Origin of the sequence: Agrobacterium rubi TR3 = NBRC 13261, from assembly GCF_000739935.1 — a bacterium.
In the GTDB taxonomy this organism is placed as follows: domain Bacteria; phylum Pseudomonadota; class Alphaproteobacteria; order Rhizobiales; family Rhizobiaceae; genus Agrobacterium; species Agrobacterium rubi.
The window spans coordinates 87,755-114,396 of sequence record NZ_BBJU01000026.1; the positions used below are offsets into that span (position 1 = coordinate 87,755).

Genomic DNA, 26,642 nt, shown 5'->3' on the forward strand with positions numbered 1-26,642 from the left:
GCAGGATATGCTGCAATGCAGCATTTTTGAGATATGATCACTGTCAGTAAGCGTGGGTGCGTTCCTGTAGCCGCCGCTTCAGTGACCGCTATCCTCTATGATGCGAGACCTGCTCGCTGCATCCTCCACGAAGGATTTTCTGCTTTCTCGTATCAGCCAATCCCGGAACAGGATGATGTTAGGATTGTGGGACTTTCGCTCGGGGTAGACAGCAAAATAGGAATCGTCCGAGCGGATCGGGTCTCCGAACGGCATATGCAACTGGCCGCTGTTCAATTCGTGCTCGATGTAGAATGTCGGCAGGACAGCGATCCCCATGCCGTGTATCGCCGCGTTGATGATCATCTCATGATGCGAAAACCGTGTCCCGTGGATTCGTCCATTGTAAGACAGGCCAGCAAGGCGAAGCCAGTTCAGCCACAGACTTGGACGGGTGGAGTTTTGAAGCATCGGGAAGTGGCAGAAGTCCAGGGGTTCCAGCTTTTGACCCAGGGGAATGAGGTTCGGCGACGCGACCACGGCCAGCGTTTCGGGGAAGAGTTCGATAGCACGCGCATGCAGCCATGTCCCCGCACCTCTTAAAACAGCGATATCGAGGCGGGTCGTTTCGAAATCGGTCGTTGGCACTGCAGGCGTGACTTCCAGCGGCACGTCCGGGTTCGCCTTCATGAAGGAGGAAAGCCGTTGCGGCAGCCAGCGGGTCGCAAATGTCGGATGCGCCCCGATCATCAGCGAACTGTCGATGGCGCGGCCTCTGACGGCATCGATCGATATTTCCTGAAGTCTATCGAGCGTCAGCGCTAAATCCCGGTAATAGTTCGCGCCGATCTCGGTCAGAACCAGCCTTGGGCCCGAGCGATGAAACAGCGTCACGCCCAGAAAATCCTCGAGATTCTTGATCTGGCGGCTGATGCCGCTTTGGGTCAGTCCCAAATCGTCAGCGGCCTTGGTAAAGCTCATGTAGCGCGCAGCCGCCTCGAAAGCATGCAGAGCGGAAAGGGACGGAAGGTATCGTCGCATGAAGACCTCGATAATGATCATGAATAAAAGTCATGAAAGAAATATTTTTCAACATTTTTATTTTGACCCCTGCTGGTCCAACAATCGTATTGCGGCAAGGCCTGCGCGCATCACACACAAACCGGCATAGACCTGGAGGGTGATACTTTTGCAGCCACAAGGGAGCGCCGCATGACACAGGAATGGTGACAGCTCACTGGCTTTCATCGCGTGTCCAACACAGGGGAACGACATGAAGAGACGTCAATTTACGAAAGTCCTGGGCCTTGGCGCTGTTGCGACCGGTTTTGGCATGAGCAGGCCCCTGTTTGCGGCCAGTTCGCTCGAGCGTATCAAATCCTCCGGCACGTTGCGGATCGGCGGTGTTGCCGATGGCGCTCCTTATTGTCAAAAGAGTTTGATGGATGGCTCCTGGCGGGGTTTCTATATCGATATTTGTCAGAAACTTGCAGATGATCTCGGCGTGAAACTTTCCATTCTGGAAACGACCTGGGGCAATTCGGTTCTCGATCTCCAAGCAGACAAGATCGACGTCTTCTTCGGCCTCAACCCGACGCCCGAGCGCAAGAAAGTCATCGACTTTTCAGGTCCGGTTTTCAAAAACGCCTTCACGATGATTGCGCGCAAGAATGTGGGCGGAACGTCTTGGGACGACTTCAACAAGCCAGACATGCGGATTGCCGTCGATGCCGGTTCATCCCACGATTCAGCGATCTCCCGCCATGCCCCGTTGGCACAGGTGTCGCGCCTGAAAACCGCAAGCGACGCGACTGCGGCGCTACAATCCGGACGCGCGGACGCGCAATGCCTCGTCATGGTGCTGGCGCTCACGCTGCGGGCAAAAAACCCATCGATCGGCGAACTGGTCATGCCGACCCCCGCTGATTTTACCACGTCCAATGCCGGCTTCAGGCGGGAAGAGGACCAATCCTGGCGCGAATATACCGACACATGGATCACCCGCCAGCGTGAAAGCGGCTTCGTGAAGGATGCAATCATCCGCAATATGGGTCTTGTCGGTGTCAAGGAAAGCGATTTCCCGCCGGGTTTCGAAATCTAAAGTGTCGATTGGGCGGGCTAGCGCCCGCCACCCCTCCCCTCGGCAACTGGACACGCATAGATGTATGAATGGGACTTCTCCATCCTTTGGGGATATCGTTGGCTGCTCCTGCAAGGGCTGGGCATAACGGTCGGCTTTACCGCGGCGACCATCGTCTGCGGACTGACCATCGGCCTGACTGCAGCCATCTGTCTTCTGTCGCGCTTCAAGCTGTTGAGAGGCCTGTCTCTGGCCTTCATCGAGATATTCCGATGCACGCCGGTGCTGGTGCAACTGATCTGGTGCTACTACGCGCTGCCGATGGTGGCTGGCATCGATTTGACTCCGATGACCGCCTCGCTGCTTGCATTGTCCTGCTATGGCGGTGCTTTTTTCGCGGAAATCATTCGCGGCGGCATCGTTTCGATAGACCTAGGCCAGTCAGAAGCTGCCTCGGCTCTGGGAATGACACCGTCTCTGGCCATGCGCCGCATCATCCTGCCCCAAGCGCTGCATCGCATGCTGCCTGCGCTGATGAACCAGTCGATCCTGATGTTCAAGAATACCTCCCTGGTGTCCGTGCTCGCGGTACCCGACCTTGTCTATCAGGGACAGATGGCCGCCCATGACAGCTTTCGACCGCTGGAGACCTATACGGCAGTGGCCGTCATGTATTTCGTCATTCTCTTCCCGCTGACGCTTTATGTCCGCTATCGCGAACGCAAGCTGGGAGAAGGGCGATGACCGTAACGACGCCGATGATCGAAATTTCCGGACTTCGTAAATCTTTCGGCCCCCTGGAGGTTCTCAAGGATATCCATCTTCAGGTCGAACAGGGTGGCGTGGTTGCATTGCTTGGCCCTTCGGGTTCCGGAAAATCCACTCTGCTGCGCTGCATAAACCTCCTCGTCGTACCCGACGCCGGTCGCATCCGTGTTGGCGAAACCATGTTCGAGTTCGGAAAATCCGTCCAGAACCCTAAGACCAAGCCGCTTGCAGCATTCCGGTCCCGCACCGGCATGGTGTTCCAGAACTTCAACCTCTTCCCGCACATGTCGGTTCTCGGGAACGTCATGGAAGCACCTGTCCACGTCAAAGGGATGAACAGGAAGATGGCGACGGATCTGGCGATGTCTCAGCTCGAAAAGGTCGGCCTTGCCGACCGCGCGCAACAGATGCCGCAGACCTTATCCGGGGGCCAGAAACAGCGCGTGGCAATTGCCCGTGCTCTGGCCATGGAACCGGAGGTCATGCTGTTCGACGAGGCGACATCGGCGCTGGACCCAGAACTTGTCGGCGAGGTCCTTCAAACCATCCAGAAGCTTGCGGCAGATGGGATGACCATGGTGATCGTGACCCATGAAATCGCCTTCGCCCGCGATGTCGCGGATAGGGTCATCTTCATGCGGGACGGTTACGTGGTCGAGGAAGGCACTCCGAGTGAGGTAATCGACACACCCAGAATGGAAGCGACGAAGACCTTCCTCAGCCATTTTCACAAGGGTGCTTCCGCCCGTTGACCATCCGCATCCAAAGGCCTTGCATTATGGACACGATCAGCAATATCCGCGTCTTCCTCATCGAAAGCCCGATCAAGATGGCGCGGCAGCAGGGGGTCGGCAACGTCAAGGGAACCGTGAAACGTGTTCTGGTCGAGTTGACGTCATCTTCCGGCATCGTCGGTTGGGGTGAAGCCGCACCTTGGGAAGTCTTTACCGGAACGGCGGAAGCCGCATTTGCGGCGATCGACATCTACCTGCGGCCTCTCGTCATCGGCGCCCGCATCGATCGCATTCGCGAACTGACGCTCAGGATGAAAAAGGCGCTGGTCGGGCATGGCGAGGCAAAACTTGCCATCGAAACTGCCATGTTCGACATTCTCGGCAAGTCGTCAGGCCTCTCGGTCGCAGACCTTCTCGGCGGCAGAGTGCGCGACACGATCCCTCTCTCCTTTTCGATCGCCGATCCCGATTTCGACGCCGACATGCGCCGCATGGAACAGATGGTCCCGCAGGGTAACCGCATCTTCAAGGTGAAGACGGGGGTCAAGTCTCATCGGGAAGACGTTGCCCATCTCGAGGCGATGCGCAATGCCTTCGGCGATCAGATTGACCTGCGGATCGACTACAATCAGGCGCTTCAGCCGTTTGGTGCTATAGCGACCTTGCGCGATGTTGATCAGTTTAAACCCACATTCATCGAACAACCGGTTCCACGCGATTGCCTGACATCGATGGCTTCTCTCACGGCCGCGCTCGACACTCCCATTCTGGCCGACGAAAGCTGCTTTGATGCCCGTGACCTGATGGACATCATCAGGCTTCAGGCTGCGAATGCGATTTCCGTGAAACTGATGAAAACCGGCGGACTGCTCGATGCGCAGGCCTTGATGGCAATCGCCGATGTCGCCCACCTGCCAGGCTACGGCGGAACGTTGTGGGAAGGTGGGGTCGCGCTGGCGGCGGGTACGCAGTTCATCGCCGCAACACCTGGAGTTTCACTGGGGTGCGAATTCTATATGCCGCATCATGTGCTGACGGAGGATGTGCTGGAGGAAAAGATCGAAAACCGCAATGGCGAAGTGGTGGTGCCGGATGGGCCCGGCCTCGGCATCAGGGTTTCTGATCACTCTTTGAAATCGAATGCCCGGATACTCGCCGAGCACTGACAACGAAGATCAAGAAAGCGTCCAGCGATCACGGCCTAGCTGTGGGCGCGGGCGAGACGATTGCAAAATTTGGGAAAACAGCGATGTCCAGTGTGGAAAAGAAGCACATCGTCGTCATAGGAGCGGGGATCGTCGGCGCATGCACTGCGCTCGAACTCGTGCGTGCAGGGCACGAGGTGACAATCATTGATCCGGGTGAACCCGGCGGTCGCCAAGCCGCGAGCTATGGCCATGGCTGCTGGATCAGTCCCGGCTCGGTCGTTCCCATGTCCATGCCCGGTCTCTGGAAGAAAGTCCCAGGCTATCTGCTGAACCCGGAGGGTCCTCTGGTCATAAGATGGCGTCATCTTCCAAAGCTTGCACCATGGCTGCTGCGGTTCCTATGGGCGGGGGCATCGGTTCGACGGGTGGAAGCAACGGCTCATGCCTTGAGCCGTTTGCTGGGCGACAGCCCGCAGCGGCATCGGGTTTTGAGTGAGGAACTGGGCTTGCCAGACCTCATTCGTCAGGACGGCCTGCTCTACGCATACCCAGACCGGCGCGCCTTCGAACAGGAGGCGTTGGCGTGGCATCTGCGCCGCATGACCGGCCTTCGCTGGCGTGAACTGGACAAAGCAGTGCTTTCAGAGCGCGAGCCGAGCCTCGACCCGCGCTATTCCTTTGCGATCCTGGCCGAAGATGGCGCGCATTGCCTCGATCCAAGCGCCTATGTTGCCAGGATCGTCCAAGTGGCTTGTGCAGGTGGAGCAAAACTGATCCGAGCCAAGGCACTGGCGTTTGCATTCGAGAGCGAGCGCTTGACCGGTGTCCAGACGGATCAGGGGCTTATTAGCTGCGATCATGCGGTGGTTGCTGCCGGCGCTTGGTCGAAAGCATTGGCACGATCTGCCGGAGACAGAATACCGCTCGAAAGCGAGCGTGGCTATCACGGGGTCATACAGGTGGAAACCGGCGGCCCTCGGTACCCCGTCATGCCCAGCGATGGAAAGATGGCCAATACCCCGACTGCGCACGGTCTTCGCCTCTCCGGCCAGGTGGAGCTTGCCTCGGTCGATACGCCGCCCAATTGGCACCGTGTCGATATCCTTCTCGATCATGCCCGAAAAACCTATCCGGCGCTTGCCGCGATGCGCGATATTCAGATCGACAAGTGGATGGGTCACCGCCCATCCACCCCAGACGGTTTGCCGGTCATCGGCGGGTCAAGCCGCTCGGCAGATGTCTTTTATGCCTTTGGCCACGGGCATGTCGGCTTTGCCTCGGGCCCGATCACCGGCGCAATTGTCGCCGGGCACATAACGGGCAAAGGCCAGGCGCACGATATTCAAGCCTATTCGCCAAGGCGATTCAGGTTGGGTAAGGACCCACTCAGAAAAGAGGCTGAGGAAGCCGGTCGCGTCTAACCGCAGGTGCTGGTCCGAACAAACGCCCCTGCCAGACTGATCGCCTCGGCTGAAACCGTTATTGGTCCTGCGTTTGCATAACAGAGCGACCAAGCATCGACGTGAGCTCGGTTTTCGCCACCTCCGACAAATACGGTCTGAACAGGCTCGCCACTTGGCCCAATCCCCAATCCAGATGCTCTGGCCCCAGATCGTCAATTCCCTCCTGAAGGCTGAGATACACGGCCCAATAGGTCGATACGATCCAGACATTGGCAAGCAACCGTGGTGTCTCCTCATCTGGAACCTTTAGCAAATGCGCGTCAGTCATCTGATGAAGCGTCCCTTCCACCACACGCCGCATCCTCGTGCTCAGCTCTCGGGTTGGCTCACGGAGGGATGGCGCAATGGCGATGATGCCGGGCAAATCCCGAAAGATGTATCGGTGAGCCCAGATGATGGAAAACCAGCGGCGCATGAAATCCGAATAAATGCCAGGATCGGTGATGGTGTTTGAACGCGCATCCGTCATGAAAGCAGTCGCGTCTTCCTCCAATCTCTTGAACAGCGCTTGCAGCAGCGCTTCCTTAGTCTTGAAATGATAATAGAGGTTGCCCTCATTGATGCCGACCGTCCGTGCGATCTCGGCGGTCGTCACCCGGTCGGGGCCTCTGTCATTAAACAGTGCTAGAGTGGCATCCAAAATGCGGTCGCGCGTGCTGACACCCTTGGTTTTTCCTTTTGCGTCATCCGCAGCCATGTGATGCACGACCTCTTGTAAGTTTAAGGTGAACACCTTATTTCAAGATAAGGCGAATACCTTAAACGGGTACTTTATCGCTCGCCTGCAATCAAGGATCCACGCCATGGACACAGCGCTTCACGACGACAGCAAACTGAAGACGGACTTTCCGTTGACGCCACAATCGACGCTGGGTGCGTTGGCGGCGATCATTCGCAATCCGCTGGATGCGCTTCCCCCATCGATCTTCAAAGAGCCGCTTGTTTTCTCAAAGACCGCCGGGGAACTGAAAGTCTATTTGGCAGACCCCGTGTTGATCCACGAGGCGTTGGTCAAAAACGCAGATGTGCTGGGCAAGGGCGATCAGGTTCGGCGCGCGCTTGGGTCGGCGCTCGGTGAGGGACTGCTGACCGCAGACGGTGCCAATTGGAAATGGCAGCGCCAGTCGGTGGCAGGCGCTTTTCGTCACGACAAGCTTCTCGAACTACAGCCGACGATGATCGCCGCGGCTGAGCGCACCCGCGACAGATGGCTTGAAAAGGGCCACGGCACGCTCGACGTCGGCCATGAGATGATGCGCACGACGTTCGACATTATCGTCGAGACGATGATGTCGGGCGGGCATGGCATCGACGTGGCAAAGGTTGAAAAGGGTATTTCCGATTTCCTGGAGCCGACCGGCTGGAATTTTGCACTTGGCCTTTTGCACGCACCGGAATGGATACCCTATCCTGGACGTCGCAAGGCGCGGGCAGCCGTTGAATTTCTGCGCTCCAGCCTCGGCAGCGTCATCGAAGAGAGGCGGAAAAATCCCGACGACCGCCTTGATCTGGTGAACATGCTTCTATCGGCATCAGACCCCGAGACCGGGCGGACGATGACCAATGCCGAGATCGTCGACAATCTCATGACCTTCATCACCGCAGGCCATGAAACGACGGCGCTTGGGCTCGCGTGGACATTCGATCTCCTTGCCCGGCATCCGCAGGTCGAGACGAAAGTCCTGGCTGAGATCGATGCCGTGACAGCGGGAAGGCCCGTGCTTGCGGATGACGTGTCGAAACTGGTCTATACGCGCCAGGTGTTTTCAGAAGCCATGCGCCTTTATCCGCCCGCGCCGATCATCACCCGAACCGCTCTGCAGGATTTCCAGCTCGGTGAATACCGCATTCCAGCAGGCACCGTGTTGATCGTGCCGATCTACGCCGTTCATCGCCACGCATCTCTATGGTCCGATCCAGAGGTATTCGATCCCGATCGCTTTTCTCCAGAAGCGGCAAAGACACGGCACCGCTACGCCTACATGCCCTTTGGCGCCGGGCCTCGCGTATGCATAGGAAACGCCTTCGCAGTCATGGAAGCCGTCGTTATTCTGGCCGTTATGCTTCAAAAAGTCAGGCTGTCAGCACTTCAGCCGACAGCCCCAACGCCGATCATGAAGGTCACATTGCGTCCGAACCAGCCGCTCAACATGAAACTGGCTCCGCGCAAGTGCGCTGATTGAAACTTTGAGACATGGATGATGTCGACGCTATCGAAGATAGAAGTTTCGACTTGACCGAACGGCGCGATCCTCGCCGTTCACTCGGCGTTTTCATAATATTTGGTCAGATTTCCACCCAGGAATGAGTTGGCCAAAGGGCGGTACGACTTGGCAAGGTTCAGCGCCATGTCATCATTCTGTAGATAGAGATACGGTTCAAGCCAGGCAATCTGAAAGGCTTTCAGCTTCTCTTTGCGGGTTTGAAAGCTTTGTTTCGTGCCAGCAATATCCGCGACGATTTCAGGATTTGCCAAAGCGGAAACCGTAAAGTCGACGATCTTGTCGAGCTTGCCGTCGCACACAGCCAAACTGTCCGGCCTTGAGGGGTAGAGAATACGTGCTGTCATCACGATCGGGGCTAAGGCGTGGAGTTGATAGTGAAGCGCCTTGTCCTTGCGTTTCATCTCCTCCGGCAAACTGCCGTCCGGGCCTGCCGAGCATATCAACATCTGATTTGTCTGCGCACCCCAATCCATCAGGTTTTGTCGGCCGGTAATGGCGCCCACCTGCGCTGCGGCGAGGCCCGCCCATGCCCGGTGATTGTTACGGGACGCCATGGGCGGGGCTTGCGTGTCGAAGTAGACGATCTGCTTTTCCGTCAGTGCGGCCAGCCAATCCTCAATCGATTTCATGTCTGCGGCAGACGGTTTTTCCACGGTCAGCGCTCTGGCATAGGCGGCGGAAATACCGGCAATTCGGGAGGAAAGTGCCAGATGCGCGTTCATGGTTTCGGCCTGCGTCAAGGCGCCGGCCTGTGCCCAACCCGCCAAGCTGCGAAAAATGCACTCTGCTGCGGCACCGGCCTTCTTTTCGTCCAGCGTTTTATTGGCCGCATCTGCCATATTGCGAATAAAGCCGTCGATCGGCGCGAGCGATTTTTCGACTTCGGCGTTCAGTTTTTCATCGATCTCCGAACGGGATCTGTCATCATCCTTGTATCGCGATGGTAAATCGATATTCACCACCGGCTGCACGGTGGGGCACTCTTCCGCCGCCATAACACTGGTCTGGAAGAAACAGGTGCTCAGGCCCACAGCGAGCACCACATGTTTGAGGAAAAATCCGGTCATATTTCTGTTCCTCAATTGATCTTCGCATTCATACCCGTCAGCATTTCTGCCGCTTCGTCACTACCAAGGTCCGATGCTTTGCGCAGCCAGACGCGGGCTTCGTCCAGAGAAACCGGTCCGCCAATTCCGTAGGCATGATTTCGGGCCAATATCAGCATTGCCGGCACATCGTTGAAGTTCGCTGCCGCAACAAGCAACATTTGCGCCTGTTTGACATCTTCTCCCGGTCTTGGTTCCGTTACGATAAACTTGGCATATTCTCTCATACCACCGGGGTCTCCGCTCTCTGCGGCTGATTTATAGATGGCATGCAAATCCAGGTTTGACAGGACCAGCGAGCGCACCGGCCCATTCATTTTCTTGATGCGTGCGACACGATCATAAAGCTGGTCGGGCGTCGCGTTCTTGATGGAGGACAAAACGACATTGGCGGCCTTGTCCTTGGAGTAGCTTTTCTTGCCCGGGTCGGAGTAATGGCTCAGAAGCACCATCTCTGCTTTCATGTCACCGAAGCGCACCGCAGCATCATAAAGAGCAAGGGCTTTTTCGGACATATCCTTGCCCTGTCCGTTCGACGCAAAATCACCAAGCAGCCTGAACCGCCAGCCACGTTGCTCGGTCAGTTCCCCTGCAACCTTCATCCAGCTATCGGCCTTCGCGCTGTCAACCGGGCCATATGCCTTTGCCAACGCAAATGCGTTTTCGAAATTACAGTCCATGATGGACGATGCCATAGACAGAAGGCGGCTTTGCGCATCGACGGACCGGTCCGCCTCAGCCGCAAACATCAATGCGGTCGCATCGCCATTGGTCGATATTACACTGGCGTATTGGGCGTAGACACTGTTCGTATCGCGCAACGACGCCAGAGTGCGCATGGCGCGGCCATTGCCTTCTGCGCTGGCTTTTTCCAGATAATCCAGCGCCAGTTTGCGTAGCGTCTCGTTTTCAGGAAGGTTTGCGATGACCGCATTGGCGGCAGCAACACGCGTCGTGACCGATCCGGTTTCAGCCGCTGAAACGTACAAGCGAAGCGCGTCCTGCTTCATGCTTTCGTTCGTTGCGGCAGCCAGCAACAGCTTGGCATGGCCTATACCAGCGTCGCCATCTGCCGCGACCTTGGCTGTCCATTGCCGCAGCGTTGGCTCATCGGCATGCGTCAACTTGAGATAATAGAGATAGGCGGCCAGTGCATCGGCACGGCCATACAACGCCTCGGACTGCAACGCTGCAATTTCAACCGCGTCGGGACGGCGTACCAGCTTTACGATCCGCCAGAGAGGCCAGCTCGCTGCGGCGTCCTCGTCGTTCATTTGCTGCCACTTTGCAGCTTCCTGAAAATCAGGACCGCCCGGTCGCCGGCAAAGATAGGCCGCTTTCAGATCATTGACGGTGCCGGTGACGCCGAAATTTTCAAGCACGGAGCGGAGCAGGTTCGTCGCTTCATTGAAGCGGCCCGGCTCATCGACGTGTCGCAAGCGCATGTCGGCAAGGCTGCGCATGGAGGAAACATCGCGCAGCTTTGCCCCCTGTTCAAACAGGGCGGTTGCCTCTGCTTCACCGGCCCATTGACCGTGTTTCTCAAGCGTGAGAGTTCCGAGCCTGGAGAAGGCCCACACCGGAGGCTGCGGCAGTTCCGAGAGCTTTCGCAGCGTCTCCTCATAGGCTTGGACGGAACGAAGGTCGTCAGTGTCCGCTCTATAGAGGCTGGCAAGGTGTGTCAGACTGGCGCGATTGCCTTCATCCGCGGCCTTGATGAAATATTGACGGGCAAGCGTTTCATTCTTTTCGACAATGGCGCCCGCATTGTAAATCTTGGCCAATTCCACCATGGCCGGTATCATGCCGCGGTCGGCCGCCATTTTGAGATACCGCAAGAGAATGTCGTTATCTTTCTCGATGGCGGTACTTTCCATATGGTAACGGGCGACTTTCCAGGCAGCCGTTCCATCACCCAGGTCGGCGGCTACTCTCAACCATGCCTCGGCAATGTGACGATTCGCAGCGACGACTTCGCCCTTTTCGAATTCGCGGGCGATACGACCGATCCGTTCGCAAATTCTGTCGTCCAGCTTGCCGACCATGGAGCCCAGCGCCATGGTGATCGCCAAGGATGGTTCCATGTCCCAACCGGGCGTAGGCTTGCCGTCCAGTTGCAACTTTGCCAGGGTCAGCAAGGCATCCGCATGGCCGTTCGATGCTGCCCGCACGAGCAGTTTCTCGACCGCTTCCTGTCCGCCCTGGTCCTTTACGAGGCCACTTGAGATGAGGTCCGCTGCCATTTTCATCTCACGCGCCGACATGCCGTTGCCAAGCTCGAAAAGCTTCTTCAGGAGACCGGATTGTTCAAGCTCCGTAATTTTGCTGGCGCGCAAATAGAGCGAGATCCGTTCCGCCATGACGTCACTGGCAGAAAGATCGCTCCGTTCACCCAGACGCTCGATCATGCTGTCGACAAGCTGGAAATTGCGCGTCGCGTCCATGTCGCGCAGTCTCTGTGCCTCACGCAGGATGATCCAGCCTTTCGTGCTCGGCAGCGTCTTTTGGTCCCAGGATGTCCAACGCTTCGAGATATCGTCATCGGTCGCGCGCTGAATGCAGATATTTGCCGGCTCCACCACCGGAGGCAGGAATTCGATTTTAAGCGGCTCTGACGGTGCTGCCCATACGGTAGTTGCTGACACGGCCAACATGGCAGAGGAGAGAAGAAAGCCCAGAGCACCGTGGTTTTTGGAAGAAAAAGACATGAAGGCCTCCTATCGCTGCAAAAGGTTGTTTTCGAGAGCAACGGCGCTATAGCGACCGTTGGCACCGGTGATCACAATCGAGTAGGCAGCCTTGCGCTTGAGATCGATCGTCTCGGTCTTGGCAACAGCCGTTCCGTCCTTCTGTATCTCGAAGGCCAGAGACAGCGGTGCCTTTAACGCGACATCCATGCTCTCACCCGCCGCCACGCCTTTAAGCGCAACAGCCTTTGCAGCCGGTACGAACAGGTCGATGCTGGCAAGGTCACTCAAATTATAGAGATAAAGCTGCGCCTTGGCGGGATCGTTTTTGACCGCATCGCTAAAAATGCGCTCCCCGTCCAGCCCCATCGTCATCGTGTAATATTTGCCTGGCTCGACCGTCATGACTGCGCTTTGTCCGCCAGAGGAAATCTCCACAGAGCCGGCATCCACATTCACATAGGGCGAGACGCCTTGCGTCGGTGGCACAGGTTTTCCGCCGATCGTCGCTGTTTGCTGATCAACGCTCACAACCCGCACGAAGGATGCCTTGGGATCGACGGCCTTGCCATACAGTCCAGCATCCTGTGCGTGCCCTGTCGTGACGGCGAACCCTGCGACTAGCACGGCTATGGAAGACATCGTTTTATGGTTCATGTCAGTTGTCCTTTGTGCTGGCCGTGTGGCAAATGCTCACATTGGCGCTTTCGGGAGACAGGGTGTCGAACGTGATCTGGACATTCTTGACGGACTTGGATCTGGCATCGAACGGGAAGTAGTAGCGTCCACTGGATGCCGCACGGTCAGGACGCGAAATCTGCGTTTCGATGACGTCCCCGTCCTCAAGCCCGACACGCAGCATGGCGGAACGGCTGTTCTCGTTACCGGCATAGGCCAGAATGACGGACGGGCCTTCCAGGCTTTCCGGCCGCAGCTCCAGATCAAGCACGTTTTCAGTCGAGGCAGAAAATTCCGGCGATGCGCCGCTATCGCATACCTTGACGGCGGCGGAGGCCAGTTCGCGCAACGGTGCATCTCCGAATTTGCCGAGATTGTTGTAGATCGGGTTTTCCCAGATCAGGAAGCGCGGCCGCTTTTCCGCAAAATTCAACGAGGTGATATATGCCGTGATGGAGCCAAACTGGTTGCCGCCTGAGACCGCATAATTGTTGACGGATGTTCCCAGTTGCTGAGAGAGAAAGCCTGCAAAATTTGCCGGAGCAAGATCGGAAAAGCTCGTACCGACCAGCGCAACCTGCTCGCCCTCATCAGTATTGCCGAAAATATCGAGCTGCGCACCGCCTGAGGTGATGACTTCCGTCGTTTCGAAGGCTTCCATTTCGGCAGCCGGTAGCGACGACACGCATGACGCCTGAAGAAAGCGCCGCATGGTGGAAATAATCTGCTGGCGACCAGCCGACTTCGTCTCGAAGGTTGCGTTCTGCAAACCGTCTGCGCCGGGCAAGGCTTTGATCGTCGCGGCAACCTCGCTGGCGGCAGCCTGTGCGCCCCATGCCGTCCAGTGGAAGTCTGCCTGCAAAAACGGCGGATGCTTGCGATCGTTGCTTTGCAGCGCCTTGAGCACATCGACGGTCACGACGCCGTTGCGGCGCAATTTTGCAAGCGTCTCGTCATAGGCGACCTTGGCGATCTCGTAATTGAACCCCAGCTCGGCGGTTCTGTCCGGCAGATATTGCGGCATCGTCAGGCTCTTGGTGGGGATCGGTACATAGATCAGCGTGGTGCCATTGGCCTCCAGCGCCCGTGCCACTTCGGCCAGTTGCTTTGCGGTATGTTCCCCAAGCTGATGCTGCATCCGGATATCGGCGAGAACGCGGAAAAAATACCCGTCCTTGCCTTCGACCGATGCCACGAGAGGGTCTTCTTCAAGGCCGGTGCAGCCGAAATTCGAAGCCATGACGGGAGATGACCACAAAGCCATACACATCAGGGAAACAATGAGCGGTGCACGAATGTTCAAAATGCTACTCATTCATGTCTCCAGAAATCGGGCTTTCCGTTGCCGCGGCAGAAGCGAGCTTGCGTCGAAGCGCGCCAGCCACACTCTGGGTCTTCAAGTCGTCAGAGCGTTCCGCAACCACCAGATAGGCTTCGATCTCACTGCGTTTAGTGGTCAAGCCGTTGGTTGAGATAAGGCTGATGGCTTCTTCCAGCGCGGCAGTGGCATTGCCGCGATGTGCGGCACTGGCGCGGAACGCGGCATATTTCGCAGGGCTGTTTTCGAAAGGCGTGCCAGACCGATATGCGCCCATAAGCCCTTCGAACGCAGCTTCATCGCCGCGTGCGGCATGAGCACGCAAGACGGTCTCTGCGGCATCGAGACGCTTCCGATTGGCAGGTTCAGGGTCGATCTTCCGCACCAGCGCAACGAGCGGTTTGACCGCGCCGGAGCGACCGGCGGCGGCAGCCATGGTGAAATAGTGCAGGGCATCCTTTGCAAGTTCCGGCTTTTCATAGAGCTGTTTGGCAACCAGCATGGCCGCCAGACTATCGCCGCGATCCGCCAGAACCTGAAGCTGCCGATAGGAGATACGCTGCTTCTTGACCATACGCTTGCGCGCATCGCGCAATTCCAGGGTGGGAAGCTGGTCCGTGCGCGTAATGCCGGCGATGAAACCAGCCTTGCGACGCTGCTGGGCATCGGCACCGACCACCGTTGCCAACATCATGGTAGATGCCAAGAAGACGACGCTGAAAATCCGAAAGCGGGGGGTATCAGAGCTTTGCATGGCCGACCTCCATTGCTGCTGGCGTTGCTGCCCAAAGTTTTGCGTCGGTCAGAAAACGAACCGGAAATTCCCACAACACCGTTTGCGGAAGGGAATCGACGTTTTCCAGAGAGGCAAGATATTGGCGCATGGGTGCGACCGGCCCCTGGCCAACCAGCGCGGCATTGGCAACATCCAGTCCAGACTGGAACGACAGAAAGGATGCGAAGGACCAGAGTTCGTTGGCGCTGTAACTCGTGCCAACGAGTGCAACCGGAATGCGCGTTGCGTTGCCGAAGATGTCATCGACCGGCTGATCGCCAGATGTCTGCGCCAAATGATAGGGCGTCACGGTTTCGTTTCCGAGACCGACGAGTGGCGCAAAAACGCCACCGGTGACGTATTTGACTAGATCACCCTCGATGCGGTCCTCGGCACCCGGCGAAATCTCATAGTTTCCAGGCTTCTCTCCAAGCACCTGTGTCGCGACGGCACCGGCGACCGCCTGTGCACCGGCAGGCGTCCAGTGGGTGTCGGTCTTCAAAAACACTTGGCGGTCCTGACGGGCTGACATCAGCGCCGAGCGGGTGTCGACGGTCTTGACGCCCCGCGCTTCAAGTCGTGCCCTGAAATCATCATAGAGCTTTTCGCTGTAGGACGACGCTGCGGACTGCTTGGCCTCATCTGCATAGACATCGCTCTTGGCTGGCAGCGGAACCATGGCCAGTTGCACGCCTTTTTCACTCAATATCTTCGAGATCGCCGCTATATGGTCCACGGAGGCCGTCAGATAAGCGTCGATATCAGCGGGGGAGCGGAACTCCTCATCGGTGAAGAGATAACCGTCCTGTCCCGAGACGACCCCTCGCCTTCCTTCTCCCAGAAGAAGGTACCGGGCTGCGCCAATGATTTCGACGGCGAGTTGTCGATGGGGCAGACCATCACGGTAGAGCTTCTCCAAATGAACCGTCACACCACCATTCAAAACCGATGTAAGCGACAGATCGTCCTGTACATGGGCGGGCTGCAAGCGCTCCGGCATGCCGAAGTTGGCGAAGGCTGCATAGCCAAACAGCGCGGCAGGTATCAGAAGCTGGATTGCAAGAGACGAACGAATGGCCGTCATGGGCGGGCTCCTAGAACTGGAAATAAAGGAAAGGGGAGTAGGCGCTGTCGGCAAGCTTCAGAACGGTCACGACACCCAGCAGAAGAACGGTCAGCGGCAGCGCAACCGAGGTCTGCATGACCATGGTTCCATCGGCGCTAAAGGTCACGTCCTGCTCAGGCTGGAAGAGATCGCGCAGCCAGGGCTCGAAGGCTGCAACCGCTGTTGCAACGACAAGCATCAGCAGCGCCTCTCGCGTGAAGGCCAGAGACAGCGCAGAGGTGAGCGGCAGACCGTGGAAGCCGAGCATGCCGGCGTAGATATTTGCCGCAATCGACAAATTTTCCGCCCTGAAGACGACCCAGCCGACCAGAACCAGCAACAATGTCAGGGGCAAAGAAACCCAGTGACGCGTGGCTTGCTTGTCCCAGCCCGTTGCCCGCTCGATTGCCAGTAAACCGCCATGCCACGCACCCCAGATCACGAATGTCCAGTTCGCACCGTGCCACAGGCCACCCAGCAACATGACGAGGAACAGATTGATATAGGTGCGCAAAGGCCCCAGCCGGCTGCCGCCGAGCGAGATGTAGAGATAGTCACGCAGCCATGTGGAAAGGCTGATATGCCAGCGACGCCAGAATTCGGTGATACTGCGGCTCGTGTAGGGCATGTCGAAGTTCTTGACGAACTGAAAGCCGATCATCAAACCCAGGCCGCAGGCCATGTTGCTGTATCCCGAAAAATCGAAATAAAGCTGGAGCATGTAGGCGATAGCGCCCGTCCAGGATTCGACGAGAGTTGGCGAGGGGTTGGAGAAGACCGCGTTCGCAAGCGGCGCGATGCTGTCTGCGATCAGTACCTTTTTGGCGAGGCCAATCGTGAAAAGCGCTGTTCCATCAGCAAATTTCTGCAGGCTGTGCTCGCGATGCTTGAACTGGCCGGCAAGATCGCGAAACCGCAGGATAGGGCCCGCGACAAGCTGCGGAAACAGCGCCTTGAAGGCGGCAAGATCAATGAAGTTACGGGTTGCAGGCGTATCACGCCGGTAAACGTCGATCAGGTAGCTGACGGACTGAAATATATAAAAGGATATGCCGATCGGCAGGATGAGCCGCCAGTGAAAGCCCATCGCATCCGGCGTTGTTCCGCCAAGGGCGGCGATGCTATCGATGAAGAAGTTCAGATATTTGAAGATTCCAAGCACGAGCAGGCAACCCGTGATGCCAACGATCATCAGAGCTTTCGCCAATGGGCGACCGAGATTTTTCTCGATGAAAATCGCGAAAAAATAGACCCAAACCGTGGTGGCGAACAACAGGCCAAGAAAGTCGACCCTCCACCATGCGTAAAAAACGTAGGAGCCGATCAAGATTGTTAGTGAACGAAACCGCGGCGGCGTCAGATAATAGGCAATAAGGAAGCATGGCAGGTACATGAACAGGAAAATTTCGGACGAAAATACCATCTCAGCCCCCTATCGTTTTGTTGCAGGCCGCAAGACCGAAAGCAGAGAAAGACGCCAGTTGCACGATGGCTGGACTCTGCTTGCCATTCACGATGAATTCGGCGTTCGGGCGACCCTCGTGAGCATCAAGATATCGACCCGTCGCACCTGCCATCGCGCCCGCGAACAGACGCGGCCATTGCGCAGAAAAGTCGTTGGCTGAGAGCCGCACATCACCGTGCCCATCCGAGCGGATGCCGATGGCGTTTCGCGAGAAAACATTGCCGTGAATGTCTGTCGACATTGCTCCGGCCTGTTCCTCAAGCGAGATGCCGTCGTGATTTTTGAGGATGGAGTTTCCGGAAATTTCAACGCCGAGACTTCCCTCGGCGCGAATGCCGCTGAGCTTGTTGCCGACGACAAGATTATCCGAAACCGTGCTGCAGCCGCTTCCCTTGATGATGATACCGGACAGTTCGCTTTTTTCGACGCGGTTGTCGTTCAAGGCAACGAGCACGGAGCCGTCATCCACGAATATGCCATGGCCTTGGCTGGCCGTGATGTCATTGTGTTGGAGGTTTACCTGCTGGCTGCGACTGGTCACTCTAATCCCATGGCCTTTGGATGAGCTCAGGCTGTTGTTCAGCACGGCGATGCGGGATGTCGATTGCACGACAATGCCAGACGACCGCATGCCGGTCAGGCTGTTGCCATCGATGACACTTCCGTTCGCCTTGACGAGGCTGAGGCTGACGAGATTGGATATGGTGTTGTTGGTGACCTGAATATTGGATGTGGAAAGGGAAAATCCGCGCCCGAGAAAGGAAAGGCCCGACGCTTCCGCAAAGGATCCAAAACCGAGATTGCGGATGTGGCTGCCTCTGATCGATGCTGAGCCATCGGCAACGGTGAGAATGAAGGGACGGAATGGATTGCCCGCATCGGACGATGCGCTTGCGTCGATCGAGGCCTCAGTGACGGTCAGCGTTCCGGCGTTGAGAATGAGGGCCGATTTCGTCCCTTCGAGAAGAAGCTGTTCGCCTTTCCCGATGCGAAGCTCCGCCCCCTTCCAGATCACCAGGGGTGCCATGATCTGAAATGTCTCACCGCGTTTTTGAACTGTCCCCTCCAGATGTTTTCCCGCAGCGATAGCTGCAAGGTCGGAGAGGGTAAAAGCACCGCTTTCAATGACGATGGCCGTGACGTTCGGATCGACGTGCTTTTCGAGTTCGCCAAACAATCCCTGGCTTGCCCCGACCGTGGCGATGGGGATGACCGTGCCGAATTTGGCGGTGCTAAGCCGTTGCTGGGACGCAGCAGGGATTGGCAAAGCACTGCCTGCATCCATTGCCAGAGATGGCTGCGGCAAGAGGGCCGTGACCGTGGCATATAAGAACAGGGCTGGGAGGAGTGCTCTAGACATAATCTTCCACTCCCAGTGCCTGCTGCAAAGCGCCCACCGGCATGGTGGGAAGCGGCAGTTGCTGAATGGACGGCTTGATCTCGCAGGTGATTTCGATGAGTTCGGCGGGCAAGTCCGAATAGTTGCTGACGAGCGCGTAATCGGCACTGAGGAACATTTCCGCGCTGCCTGCGTGGACAGGCATGCCCATAGCACCCGACTTCAAGTGAACGGTGCCGCTTAAAACCGTGACGATATGGCTTCGATTGGAGCCGCCCAGAATGCGCGCCTGCTTTCCCGGTGCAATCGTCAGCAAATTCATGGTGACACCATTGGCGGTATGAATGGACTTGAAGGTTCCCCACTCCATGAACTGGTTGCGGTGGGTGCTGACTTCCGACCGCTTCGACAAGACCAGTTTTTCAACGATTTTCTTGACGTCCTGCGAGCGATGTTTCGAGGCAACCAGAATTGCGTCATCGGTATCCACGACGATTACATCCGTCATGCCGACGACCGCAATCAGCCGATCCCCTCCCCTGATCAACGAATCCTGCGTGTCGTGCATCACCACATCGCCGGAAATGACATTCCCGTTTTCACATTTCTGGCCAATGGAGTGCAGCGAATTCCAAGCGCCGACATCGTCCCATTTGATGTCTGCTGGTGCGAGCGCGATATCGGTCGTGCGCTCGAAGATGGCTTTTTCCGTTGGCAGGCTGAGGGCTTTCACAAAGCTCTTGGCCGAAAGCGCAATGCCACGGTTGCTGGATAGAGGCTGCGCGTCATTCAAAGATGTCTGCAACGCTTCATAGGTGGCGGGGTCATGCAAACGATATTCGCTGACGAGTTTATCTGCGCGAAACATGCTGATGCCGGACGCCCAATAGGCCGAACCCGTTTCGAACAACGAATGAGCGACGCTCAGCTCGGGCTTTTCGATGAAGCGCTCGACCCGGTGGAGACCGGGATAATTGTCGAAAACACCACCATCCATGATGTAACCGTAACCGGTTTCAGCAAATGTCGGACGAATGCCGAATGTGACAATCAAGCCATCGAGCGCTGCCTGATGCATCGACTTCACGATGCCATTGAGATCGCCCTGAATGACGTGATCCGAGGGAAGAACGACCAGCACGGAATCCGGCTCTGCCCCGGCCACATACATCGAAGCGGCGAGCACCGCCGGACCGGTGTTGCGTGCCATCGGCTCGGTGATGATGTGGGCCTTGCACTGGATCTCGGCCAATTGGCGGGATGCTGTCTCCAGATGACGTTCACCCACAGACACGATCGGCGTTGCAAACATTCCACCACGGTGGCGCTGGACGGTCTGTTGAAAGAAGGACATGGAGCCCTTGCCTTCAATCGACTGGAACTGTTTTGGCTGTTCTTCGCGTGACATCGGCCAAAGCCGGGTTCCAGAACCACCGCAAAGAATCAGAGGATAGATCTTGGAGGTTTTCATGGTCATCGTTTCCAGTTGCTGATGGGCGAGATCAAACGAGCACCCGCATCGTTGATCGCTGCGAGCCAAGCGGGCGTGGTATCGATGGACACGCGCACCGGTTTGTTGGCGTTGGAGGGTTGAATGGCCGCCTGAGGCTTCAAAGTGACGACCATCATTGCGGCGGGATCGACGTTGGCACCTTTGGTTTTGACGTTGTCCAATCGGGCTGGCAGAACGGTGCCGTCCGCCATGGTCATTTCAATCGCAGCCTTATCGGATAGTGCATTGAGGTCGGCTGACGAGAAGCGAGCCTCAACAACCAGGGTTTCGCCAGCGCCACTCAGTTGCGCGACAGGATCGCCTGCCAGAACCGTTGCACCCTGATTCAGGTATTTCTCTCTGAGTGTGCAGTCACACGGCATGACCGCTGTGACAGATGCTCCAGACGAGCTTTCAATCGTATAAAGCGGCTGATTGTTCACCGGAGCGCTGGCAAAGAAAGAGAGTTGACCGGATGCCGTGGCGCGCAGCACCGGCCCGTTCCAGACGGCGAGAGCCGGGCCTTCTACGGTGTGCTGGTAGACGCGATTGGACACCAGGGCCGAAGCGCCGAAGATGAAGAGAACCGAAGCGGCTGCGGAGACGGCGATACCCAGCAGCTTGCTTAGCAATCGCCCGGACGTCATGTGGGCGTTTGCGCCACTCGCTGTCTTGGGCAGCCTTGACTTGGCTTGCAGCATATCATGCAGGTTGACGACATCCCCCGCCAGCCAGGCGTTCAGAATGTACCGGAGCTGAGGCATATGCGGCCCTGCCGGTTCCGAGAAGGTCAAAGCCAATTGTCCTGTTTCGGAATTTGCCGCATCAACGATGACGGCGATGGGAAGGGAAAAGACAAAAGCGCCGAAGTCGAACCGGAACATCGCCAGACGTGTTGCCTGCGTCAGACCGGGGGCTGCAAGTCCACTGACCTTGGCTTGCGCCATGGACACGGAGATGCCGTCATAGCTTCGACCATCAATGACGACGCTGAAAGGCAGATTGATGGAAGGGTGCTCATTGCCGGAATGCAAAGCCGATGCCGCATCCGAAAAGGCTTCTTTTGACCGCTCTTGGCCAGTTTGCTCGATCGTAGTCATGCGCGTTCCTTGTTGCTTGGGTTCAACTCAGTGCGATTGCGGTGAGCAGCAGCCAACCCGTGGCAACTGCATGAAGATAAAATGACGTCAGGGATTTCAGCCGCAGCGACAGCGGCTGTCGCACCTTGGTCTTGCTGGCCGCTTGCCGCGTCCACTTCTGGCGGTCGAGGCGGAACAGCACGAAGGTCTTCACCGCCGCGCCAACCAGCTGACCGAAATACAGCAGGAAGGGATAGCTGATCGGGAAGTTTGGCCGGAAACTCATGATGGCCAGAGAATAGACATAGCGTGTGACCATTACCCAGGTGATGTAGGCGGCAAGGATCAGCGGATGCACGAAGATGGCCGAAACCAGAACCGTTGCGGGGCCGAGCAATGTCGTCCACATCGATATGCGCTGGTCGAGCAGCGACCACCAAGTAAAGGCACCGATCTGGCCGGGTCCCAAGGCGAGCGCCCGCCCATTGGTGCGCAGCATGTTGCCGAACCAGCGTACCATCAGAACCACGGCCGATTGCACGAAACCGGGATGTGGCTGCGTTTCCATCGACAGGCTGCTGACGTCTGGCAGATAAAGCATCCGCCAACCGTTTTTCAGCAACCAGAACCAGGTCGACTTGTCATCACCGGTCAGAAACGTCACCCGTCCCAGGCGCCAATGATCCATGCTGTCGCGTTCAACCATACGGATGAAATCGCCGTTGCAGGCGAGCGTCGCCCGGAAAACCGACATTCTGCCCGTCAATGTCAGGATGCGCCGGGACAGGCCCATCGATGACATCATCATCTGGCGTTGTGTGAAGCGCAGGTTGAACCAGTCACGGAACAGACCTGGTTGCGGAACCTCGCACCGTTCGTCCGTCGTCAGAGCGCCAACTCTGTCGTCACAGAAAAACGGCGCCGATTTTTCGACGATTTCGAGAGGCGGACAGCTATCGCCATCGACGAAGATGACGACGTCTCTGTCACTGGGGCATTGGCGGGCGATGATGCGCAGGGACGTTGCCAGGGCATCGCGTTTACCGGTCCCGGCAATGCGGTCGATGATCAGGCGGACGTTGCCCTGCATATCCGGCGTAAGCTCGAAAATACTGCGGATCAACCGTTCATCCGCAGCCTCGACGACGGAAGCGACAACGGTCGCCCCGCCTCTCGATGCACCCGCCGCTGCAAAGATCGAGCGGTAGACCGTCGTCGAGATTTCCGGTTCGATCTTGTAGCTGGTGGCCAGAAAGAAGGCATGGGCGGGGACGGGCTGTTGGCTGTAGAGCGTCTCCACCAACGCGCGCCGACGGGGATGGACGAAACGAATAAAGACATGCGCTCTGACGAAGTTGATAGCTCCCCAGCTATACCGCCAAGCGCCGATAACACCGATGGTCAACGCAAGACCGATATGTTTGGAAAGTTCCTCGAAAGGAATGAACAGCACCAAAAGGCAAACTGTCATCAAGTAGAGCGCATGTCTGATCATTGTTGCGACCTCACCAGCAAATGCCTTCGTACCGACCGTTCGAGCGAAGACCTGCCGTCAAACGGGCAAGATCGACACAGGACTTTTCGGTAACGGCCTCACTCAACGGATCGACCGTCTCATCGTAACGGTTGCCGATGAGAATGATGTCCGAGGCGTCGATCAGCTCACCGATCCCGCCAACGAGGCGGTCCTGAAGATCAGGAATGGTGTTGTTGCCGCGCCCGGACCCCGTCATCTGGTTGTCGTAGGCCTCGCGCACGCTCGGGTCATACACCTTCAGGCCGTAACCCTTAGCGATGAGACGGGCGGCGAGATCCGCCAATGGGCTTTCCCGCAGGTCGTCGGTTCCCGCCTTGAAGCTGATGCCGACAAGACCGACCGATTTTCCGCCGGTATTTTCGACCATCGTCTCGGCGCGTTCGATCTGCCGCGCATTGGCGACAAGTACAGCATCGAGAAGAGGCGTCTTGGTTGCCTTGGCAGCCGCAAGATGGCGCAATGCCCGTACGTCTTTTGGAAGGCAGGAACCGCCAAAGGCAAAGCCCGGTCGCATGAAGTAAGGCGACATGTTCACCTTGCCATCCGAGCAAAGGACACGCATGACCTGTTGACCATCGATGCCCAGAGACTTGGCGATATTGCCGATCTCATTGGCAAACGTAACCTTGGTCGCGCGCCAGGAATTGCTGGTGTATTTGATCATCTCGGCTGTTGCGAGTGAGACGATGCTGAGCTGGCATGGCAACCCGGCGTTGACTTCTTTCAGAACATCGAGCGTCGGCTCATCCAGCGCACCGAACACGATCAGACCTGGATTGTAGTTGTCTTCGATGGCCGTGCTCTCGCGCAGGAATTCCGGGTAGTAACCGACACCGAAGTCCACGCCTGCAACCAGTCCCGAAGCCTGTTCGAGAAGCGGTATGCACACCGACTCCATCGTTCCCGGCACGATGGTCGAGCGGATCACGACGGAATGGTAACGTCCCTTGGACGCAATTTCCTTGCCGATCTGGATGCAGGCCTGCTTGACGTAAGCTAGGCCCACGCCGCCATCGGGATCGCTTGGCGTGCCGACGCAAACGAAGGAAACGTCGGTGTCAGCGATGGCCTCTGCGATATCCAGGGATGCGCGCAGTTTCCCGAGTTCCACCGTTTTTCTGATCATGATGTCGAGGCCAGGCTCGACAATCGGCGTTTCGCCGCGGTTGACCTTATCGACCTTGTTAGGGTCCACATCGACCGCAACAACATCATGCCCGTCACTGGCAAGACATGCAGCCGAAACTACCCCTACATAACCGATGCCAAATATACTGATACGCGCCATTTGGACGTTGCTCCCGTCATAGCTTGGTTCACATAACGGGTCCGAGGCACGGCTCTCTATTTCGTGTTCGGCCCATGGGTCTAAGCTTATGTCGGTAAAAATCCTGTTCAAGTCAGGAAAAAGCGAAATATTAAGAATAAATTAACTATAAATATGAAACAAACAACAATATGCCGCGGCGAAATATCGCCGCAGCACTAAAACAAAGATTATTTGGAAATAATTAGTTCAATAGAACCGAAAACCAGCCGCTGTTGCAGCCATATTTTACTATTGCGACACGAGATCGCAGATCTAATTTTTCTGAAGCGCGGGCTTTATATGTCTCAACGGTCTTTCCGCTGACTTTCAATTCAGCGGCGATTTCTTTCGTTGAAAAACCAAAGGCAAACAACTTCAGGACCATTTCCTCACGCCGACTAAGCGGCCCCGCTTCCGCATCCACGGACGCCAAGGACGTGTTGTTGAGTGCAGCATAGAACGAGCGGATATTGGGCTCGCGGATGAGCCCGAATATATGGCGGCTGATATAGTTACCGCCGCCTCCGATGATGCTGATAGCGCGGGAAAACTCCATCGCTATGTCGGATACGAGCAGGATATTGTGGATGCCAGCGGCATAAATATCCGGTACAGTCTGGACGAGATCATCGTTGACGACACAGATGACCGACGCGGCGCTGCGCGCAGTGCGCAACGCACGAACGACAATGTGCCCGTCGAATTCAGACAGTTGGTCACCTATTCCCACCACAACAACGTCCGGCAATGTTCTGATGACAAATTCGGAAAGCTTTTCAAGCTCACGTATTTCGTCAACGAATATTGCCGTTCCACTGAGTGAAACATTGTCGCGAAGTCTTGTTATAGTCTCTCTATTGGCTCCGACAGTCGCAACACGGAGCCTATTCTGATCAATCATTGAAGTTCCCCGTAAAAGTGAAACTTCCCCCCAAAACTTAAATAAAACGACCCACACCCATCCTCAAAGATGCAGAGCGCCAGCAACGATATTTTTGTATTTACGAGAGAGCACCTTTAAGCTGCATTGTTTTCAATTATGTGTCAATATAAACATAGATGAAAAATATTATTAGCAATAACTCTTATAAATACTATTTATTACTTATGGCTGCAAAATAAACTATCAAGTGACGTGCATATCATCAAAGTTGTATTTTTTTAGATCGTCTTTGAGATGACTCGGAGCTATCTGGCTCCCTTGATATTTTGCACGCAATCACTACCAAAAGTCATGCGTGCCTTACATCTTTTAATGACACCTTTTGAGGCGGGACACCGGACTTAAATCACGGCAGTACACTTGAGCATAAAGGCCTATTGGCAAGCCTTTTTACTGTTAAGTCACTGAATAAATAGATAAATAGGAGATGACAACTATCCGTGCAGTCCGACATATCGTCAGAGTAACGGAGTTCAACTCTCATTGAAAGGGATAGCCGTTGGCTGGCGCCATCGGCCTCTGTGTCAGCTGCAAAAAGCGTCACTTCCCGCCTTCAACATCACGCCGAAGACGTCGGCTTTATCCTTTACAGTCTCCAGCGACTATCCCCAATTTCAAGAATGTACTGTCTTAAAATAAATTCTACGACGCCAAGAACTTTACCGTCACGCCGCGTTGTCTGAAATAGGCCTGCATCAACTTCCTGCCAGAACGATTGTTCTGCACAAGCCTCGACGGGTCGATCAAGACCTCTTTTGAACCCGCACGTGTCAACGCGGCCTTAAGCGTCGCGATATGGGTGTCGATGTCGGCATTGTCTGTGTTGAGCGATTCATAAATTCGGTTTGTTGCATCGTCTACGGTCGGTTCGGTCACGCTTATTCTCCTGTTGGTATTGCTTGGCTGGCGCCTACCACACTTTTACAGGTGGCAAAATCGTATTGAATATACGCGGCTAGGGATCACCGAAATGCGGGCCGTTCGTAAGCTTCCTCACGGGTTATGGCCGTGATGAGAAATAAGATCGACATATCGCAGGAACCATAACGTGTCGCCACCCGTTATTTTGGCAGCAAAGCAATGCCAATCCAACAAGGAGAACCACAATGGGTAGCACTATGGACAAGATCAAAGGCAAAGCCAACGAAGTAGCTGGCGAAGCCCGCCAGGCAGTCGGGGACGCCACCGACAACCACAAGATGGAAGCCAAGGGCGCTGCCCAGGAAGCCAAGGGCCACGCACAGCAGGCCAAGGGCGAGGCAAAAGAAAAAGTAAAAGACGTCATCGACCGCGCATAACGGGACATGACGTCATTAAAGGCTCCGAACCCAGTTCGGAGCCTTTTTTTATTCTAACTTGTTCGGTTCCCTCGCCAAGTGTTCTGACGGATACAGGTGGGTTGTCGCGCCACG

At 56.4% G+C, this 26,642-nt stretch carries 23 protein-coding genes; 7 read left to right on the forward strand and 16 right to left on the reverse strand.

The features are described from left to right. Positions 1-78: 78 nt before the first annotated feature. Entirely contained in the window at positions 79-1,020 is a 942-nt protein-coding gene (locus RRU01S_RS20015; RefSeq protein WP_045232048.1) for a LysR substrate-binding domain-containing protein, read from the reverse strand. A 232-nt stretch (positions 1,021-1,252) separates the two neighbouring features. Here RRU01S_RS20015 and RRU01S_RS20020 point away from each other — a divergent pair, with 232 nt between their 5' ends. From RRU01S_RS20020 to RRU01S_RS20040, 5 genes are all read left to right on the forward strand, one after another. Continuing rightward, complete coding sequence (locus RRU01S_RS20020) at positions 1,253-2,080, forward strand: transporter substrate-binding domain-containing protein (RefSeq protein ID WP_045231979.1); 828 nt, start codon at positions 1,253-1,255, stop codon at positions 2,078-2,080. Positions 2,081-2,140: 60 nt separating this feature from the next. Further along, complete coding sequence (locus tag RRU01S_RS20025) at positions 2,141-2,803, forward strand: amino acid ABC transporter permease (RefSeq protein ID WP_045231980.1); 663 nt, start codon at positions 2,141-2,143, stop codon at positions 2,801-2,803. Continuing rightward, positions 2,800-3,579 carry an amino acid ABC transporter ATP-binding protein gene (locus RRU01S_RS20030; RefSeq protein WP_045231981.1) on the forward strand — a complete coding sequence of 260 codons (780 nt, stop codon included), beginning with the start codon at positions 2,800-2,802 and terminating at the stop codon, positions 3,577-3,579. The genes RRU01S_RS20025 and RRU01S_RS20030 overlap by 4 nt, the downstream gene beginning before the upstream one ends. A 26-nt stretch (positions 3,580-3,605) precedes the next feature. Then, positions 3,606-4,727 carry an enolase C-terminal domain-like protein gene (locus RRU01S_RS20035; RefSeq protein WP_045231982.1) on the forward strand — a complete coding sequence of 374 codons (1,122 nt, stop codon included), beginning with the start codon at positions 3,606-3,608 and terminating at the stop codon, positions 4,725-4,727. 83 nt (positions 4,728-4,810) lie between these two features. Further along, on the forward strand, positions 4,811-6,130 hold the full coding sequence (locus tag RRU01S_RS20040) for an NAD(P)/FAD-dependent oxidoreductase (protein WP_045231983.1): 1,320 nt from the start codon (positions 4,811-4,813) through the stop codon (positions 6,128-6,130). 58 nt (positions 6,131-6,188) lie between these two features. On the opposite strand, the gene RRU01S_RS20045 is transcribed toward RRU01S_RS20040, so the two are convergent. Then, entirely contained in the window at positions 6,189-6,869 is a 681-nt protein-coding gene (locus RRU01S_RS20045; RefSeq protein ID WP_045231984.1) for a TetR/AcrR family transcriptional regulator, read from the reverse strand. Positions 6,870-6,975: 106 nt separating this feature from the next. On the opposite strand from RRU01S_RS20045, the gene RRU01S_RS20050 reads away from it, so the two are divergent. Beyond that, complete coding sequence (locus RRU01S_RS20050; protein WP_045231985.1) at positions 6,976-8,355, forward strand: cytochrome P450; 1,380 nt, start codon at positions 6,976-6,978, stop codon at positions 8,353-8,355. 77 nt (positions 8,356-8,432) lie between these two features. Here RRU01S_RS20050 and RRU01S_RS20055 read toward each other — a convergent pair whose 3' ends face one another. From RRU01S_RS20055 to RRU01S_RS20120, 14 genes are all read right to left on the reverse strand, one after another. Beyond that, positions 8,433-9,464 carry an alginate lyase family protein gene (locus tag RRU01S_RS20055; protein ID WP_045231986.1) on the reverse strand — a complete coding sequence of 344 codons (1,032 nt, stop codon included), beginning with the start codon at positions 9,462-9,464 and terminating at the stop codon, positions 8,433-8,435. A gap of 11 nt (positions 9,465-9,475) precedes the next feature. After that, positions 9,476-12,211: an SEL1-like repeat protein gene (locus tag RRU01S_RS20060; RefSeq protein WP_045231987.1), complete on the reverse strand. Its 2,736-nt coding sequence runs from the start codon at positions 12,209-12,211 to the stop codon at positions 9,476-9,478. 9 nt (positions 12,212-12,220) lie between these two features. Then, entirely contained in the window at positions 12,221-12,847 is a 627-nt protein-coding gene (locus tag RRU01S_RS20065) for an alginate O-acetyltransferase AlgF (RefSeq protein WP_045231988.1), read from the reverse strand. Between the two features lies 1 nt (position 12,848). Further along, complete coding sequence (locus tag RRU01S_RS20070) at positions 12,849-14,183, reverse strand: alginate O-acetyltransferase AlgX-related protein (RefSeq protein WP_081880137.1); 1,335 nt, start codon at positions 14,181-14,183, stop codon at positions 12,849-12,851. Then, on the reverse strand, positions 14,176-14,940 hold the full coding sequence (locus RRU01S_RS20075) for a hypothetical protein (RefSeq protein ID WP_045231989.1): 765 nt from the start codon (positions 14,938-14,940) through the stop codon (positions 14,176-14,178). The genes RRU01S_RS20070 and RRU01S_RS20075 overlap by 8 nt, the downstream gene beginning before the upstream one ends. Further along, positions 14,927-16,045 (reverse strand): alginate O-acetyltransferase AlgX-related protein, encoded by a 1,119-nt coding sequence (locus RRU01S_RS20080; RefSeq protein WP_052816139.1) that lies wholly within the window; start codon positions 16,043-16,045, stop codon positions 14,927-14,929. Before RRU01S_RS20080 ends, RRU01S_RS20075 begins: the two co-directional genes overlap by 14 nt. Before the next feature lie 10 nt (positions 16,046-16,055). Continuing rightward, positions 16,056-17,489 (reverse strand): MBOAT family O-acyltransferase, encoded by a 1,434-nt coding sequence (locus RRU01S_RS20085; RefSeq protein ID WP_045231990.1) that lies wholly within the window; start codon positions 17,487-17,489, stop codon positions 16,056-16,058. Between the two features lies 1 nt (position 17,490). Then, a complete protein-coding gene (locus RRU01S_RS20090) occupies positions 17,491-18,891 on the reverse strand; it encodes a right-handed parallel beta-helix repeat-containing protein (RefSeq protein WP_081880138.1) in 1,401 nt (466 codons plus the stop codon). Next, positions 18,884-20,341 carry a mannose-1-phosphate guanylyltransferase/mannose-6-phosphate isomerase gene (locus RRU01S_RS20095; RefSeq protein WP_165572249.1) on the reverse strand — a complete coding sequence of 486 codons (1,458 nt, stop codon included), beginning with the start codon at positions 20,339-20,341 and terminating at the stop codon, positions 18,884-18,886. The genes RRU01S_RS20090 and RRU01S_RS20095 overlap by 8 nt, the downstream gene beginning before the upstream one ends. Before the next feature lie 2 nt (positions 20,342-20,343). Then, the gene (locus tag RRU01S_RS20100; RefSeq protein WP_045231992.1) at positions 20,344-21,462 is read right to left on the reverse strand and encodes a biotin/lipoyl attachment domain-containing protein; all 1,119 of its coding nucleotides are present in this window, start codon (positions 21,460-21,462) and stop codon (positions 20,344-20,346) included. A gap of 22 nt (positions 21,463-21,484) precedes the next feature. After that, positions 21,485-22,936, reverse strand: a complete 1,452-nt coding sequence (locus RRU01S_RS20105) for a glycosyltransferase (protein ID WP_045231993.1) — start codon at positions 22,934-22,936, stop codon at positions 21,485-21,487. A 10-nt stretch (positions 22,937-22,946) separates the two neighbouring features. After that, positions 22,947-24,266: a nucleotide sugar dehydrogenase gene (locus RRU01S_RS20110; protein ID WP_045231994.1), complete on the reverse strand. Its 1,320-nt coding sequence runs from the start codon at positions 24,264-24,266 to the stop codon at positions 22,947-22,949. A 223-nt stretch (positions 24,267-24,489) separates the two neighbouring features. Then, positions 24,490-25,188: a helix-turn-helix transcriptional regulator gene (locus tag RRU01S_RS25065; protein WP_052816143.1), complete on the reverse strand. Its 699-nt coding sequence runs from the start codon at positions 25,186-25,188 to the stop codon at positions 24,490-24,492. A 684-nt stretch (positions 25,189-25,872) separates the two neighbouring features. Next, positions 25,873-26,106, reverse strand: a complete 234-nt coding sequence (locus RRU01S_RS20120; RefSeq protein ID WP_045231995.1) for a hypothetical protein — start codon at positions 26,104-26,106, stop codon at positions 25,873-25,875. A gap of 230 nt (positions 26,107-26,336) precedes the next feature. Between RRU01S_RS20120 and RRU01S_RS20125 the strand changes: the two genes are divergently transcribed. Then, entirely contained in the window at positions 26,337-26,528 is a 192-nt protein-coding gene (locus RRU01S_RS20125) for a CsbD family protein (protein WP_045231996.1), read from the forward strand. The last annotated feature ends 114 nt before the right edge of the window (positions 26,529-26,642 follow it).

Bases quoted from the DNA above. Each gene is read 5' to 3' on its own strand.
- RRU01S_RS20015 (WP_045232048.1), bottom strand. From the start codon at position 1,020: ATGCGACGATACCTTCCGTCCCTTTCCGCTCTGCATGCTTTCGAGGCG.
- RRU01S_RS20020 (WP_045231979.1), top strand. From the start codon at position 1,253: ATGAAGAGACGTCAATTTACGAAAGTCCTGGGCCTTGGCGCTGTTGCG.
- RRU01S_RS20025 (WP_045231980.1), top strand. From the start codon at position 2,141: ATGTATGAATGGGACTTCTCCATCCTTTGGGGATATCGTTGGCTGCTC.
- RRU01S_RS20030 (WP_045231981.1), top strand. From the start codon at position 2,800: ATGACCGTAACGACGCCGATGATCGAAATTTCCGGACTTCGTAAATCT.
- RRU01S_RS20035 (WP_045231982.1), top strand. From the start codon at position 3,606: ATGGACACGATCAGCAATATCCGCGTCTTCCTCATCGAAAGCCCGATC.
- RRU01S_RS20040 (WP_045231983.1), top strand. From the start codon at position 4,811: ATGTCCAGTGTGGAAAAGAAGCACATCGTCGTCATAGGAGCGGGGATC.
- RRU01S_RS20045 (WP_045231984.1), bottom strand. From the start codon at position 6,869: ATGGCTGCGGATGACGCAAAAGGAAAAACCAAGGGTGTCAGCACGCGC.
- RRU01S_RS20050 (WP_045231985.1), top strand. From the start codon at position 6,976: ATGGACACAGCGCTTCACGACGACAGCAAACTGAAGACGGACTTTCCG.
- RRU01S_RS20055 (WP_045231986.1), bottom strand. From the start codon at position 9,464: ATGACCGGATTTTTCCTCAAACATGTGGTGCTCGCTGTGGGCCTGAGC.
- RRU01S_RS20060 (WP_045231987.1), bottom strand. From the start codon at position 12,211: ATGTCTTTTTCTTCCAAAAACCACGGTGCTCTGGGCTTTCTTCTCTCC.
- RRU01S_RS20065 (WP_045231988.1), bottom strand. From the start codon at position 12,847: ATGAACCATAAAACGATGTCTTCCATAGCCGTGCTAGTCGCAGGGTTC.
- RRU01S_RS20070 (WP_081880137.1), bottom strand. From the start codon at position 14,183: ATGAGTAGCATTTTGAACATTCGTGCACCGCTCATTGTTTCCCTGATG.
- RRU01S_RS20075 (WP_045231989.1), bottom strand. From the start codon at position 14,940: ATGCAAAGCTCTGATACCCCCCGCTTTCGGATTTTCAGCGTCGTCTTC.
- RRU01S_RS20080 (WP_052816139.1), bottom strand. From the start codon at position 16,045: ATGACGGCCATTCGTTCGTCTCTTGCAATCCAGCTTCTGATACCTGCC.
- RRU01S_RS20085 (WP_045231990.1), bottom strand. From the start codon at position 17,489: ATGGTATTTTCGTCCGAAATTTTCCTGTTCATGTACCTGCCATGCTTC.
- RRU01S_RS20090 (WP_081880138.1), bottom strand. From the start codon at position 18,891: ATGTCTAGAGCACTCCTCCCAGCCCTGTTCTTATATGCCACGGTCACG.
- RRU01S_RS20095 (WP_165572249.1), bottom strand. From the start codon at position 20,341: ATGAAAACCTCCAAGATCTATCCTCTGATTCTTTGCGGTGGTTCTGGA.
- RRU01S_RS20100 (WP_045231992.1), bottom strand. From the start codon at position 21,462: ATGACTACGATCGAGCAAACTGGCCAAGAGCGGTCAAAAGAAGCCTTT.
- RRU01S_RS20105 (WP_045231993.1), bottom strand. From the start codon at position 22,936: ATGATCAGACATGCGCTCTACTTGATGACAGTTTGCCTTTTGGTGCTG.
- RRU01S_RS20110 (WP_045231994.1), bottom strand. From the start codon at position 24,266: ATGGCGCGTATCAGTATATTTGGCATCGGTTATGTAGGGGTAGTTTCG.
- RRU01S_RS25065 (WP_052816143.1), bottom strand. From the start codon at position 25,188: ATGATTGATCAGAATAGGCTCCGTGTTGCGACTGTCGGAGCCAATAGA.
- RRU01S_RS20125 (WP_045231996.1), top strand. From the start codon at position 26,337: ATGGGTAGCACTATGGACAAGATCAAAGGCAAAGCCAACGAAGTAGCT.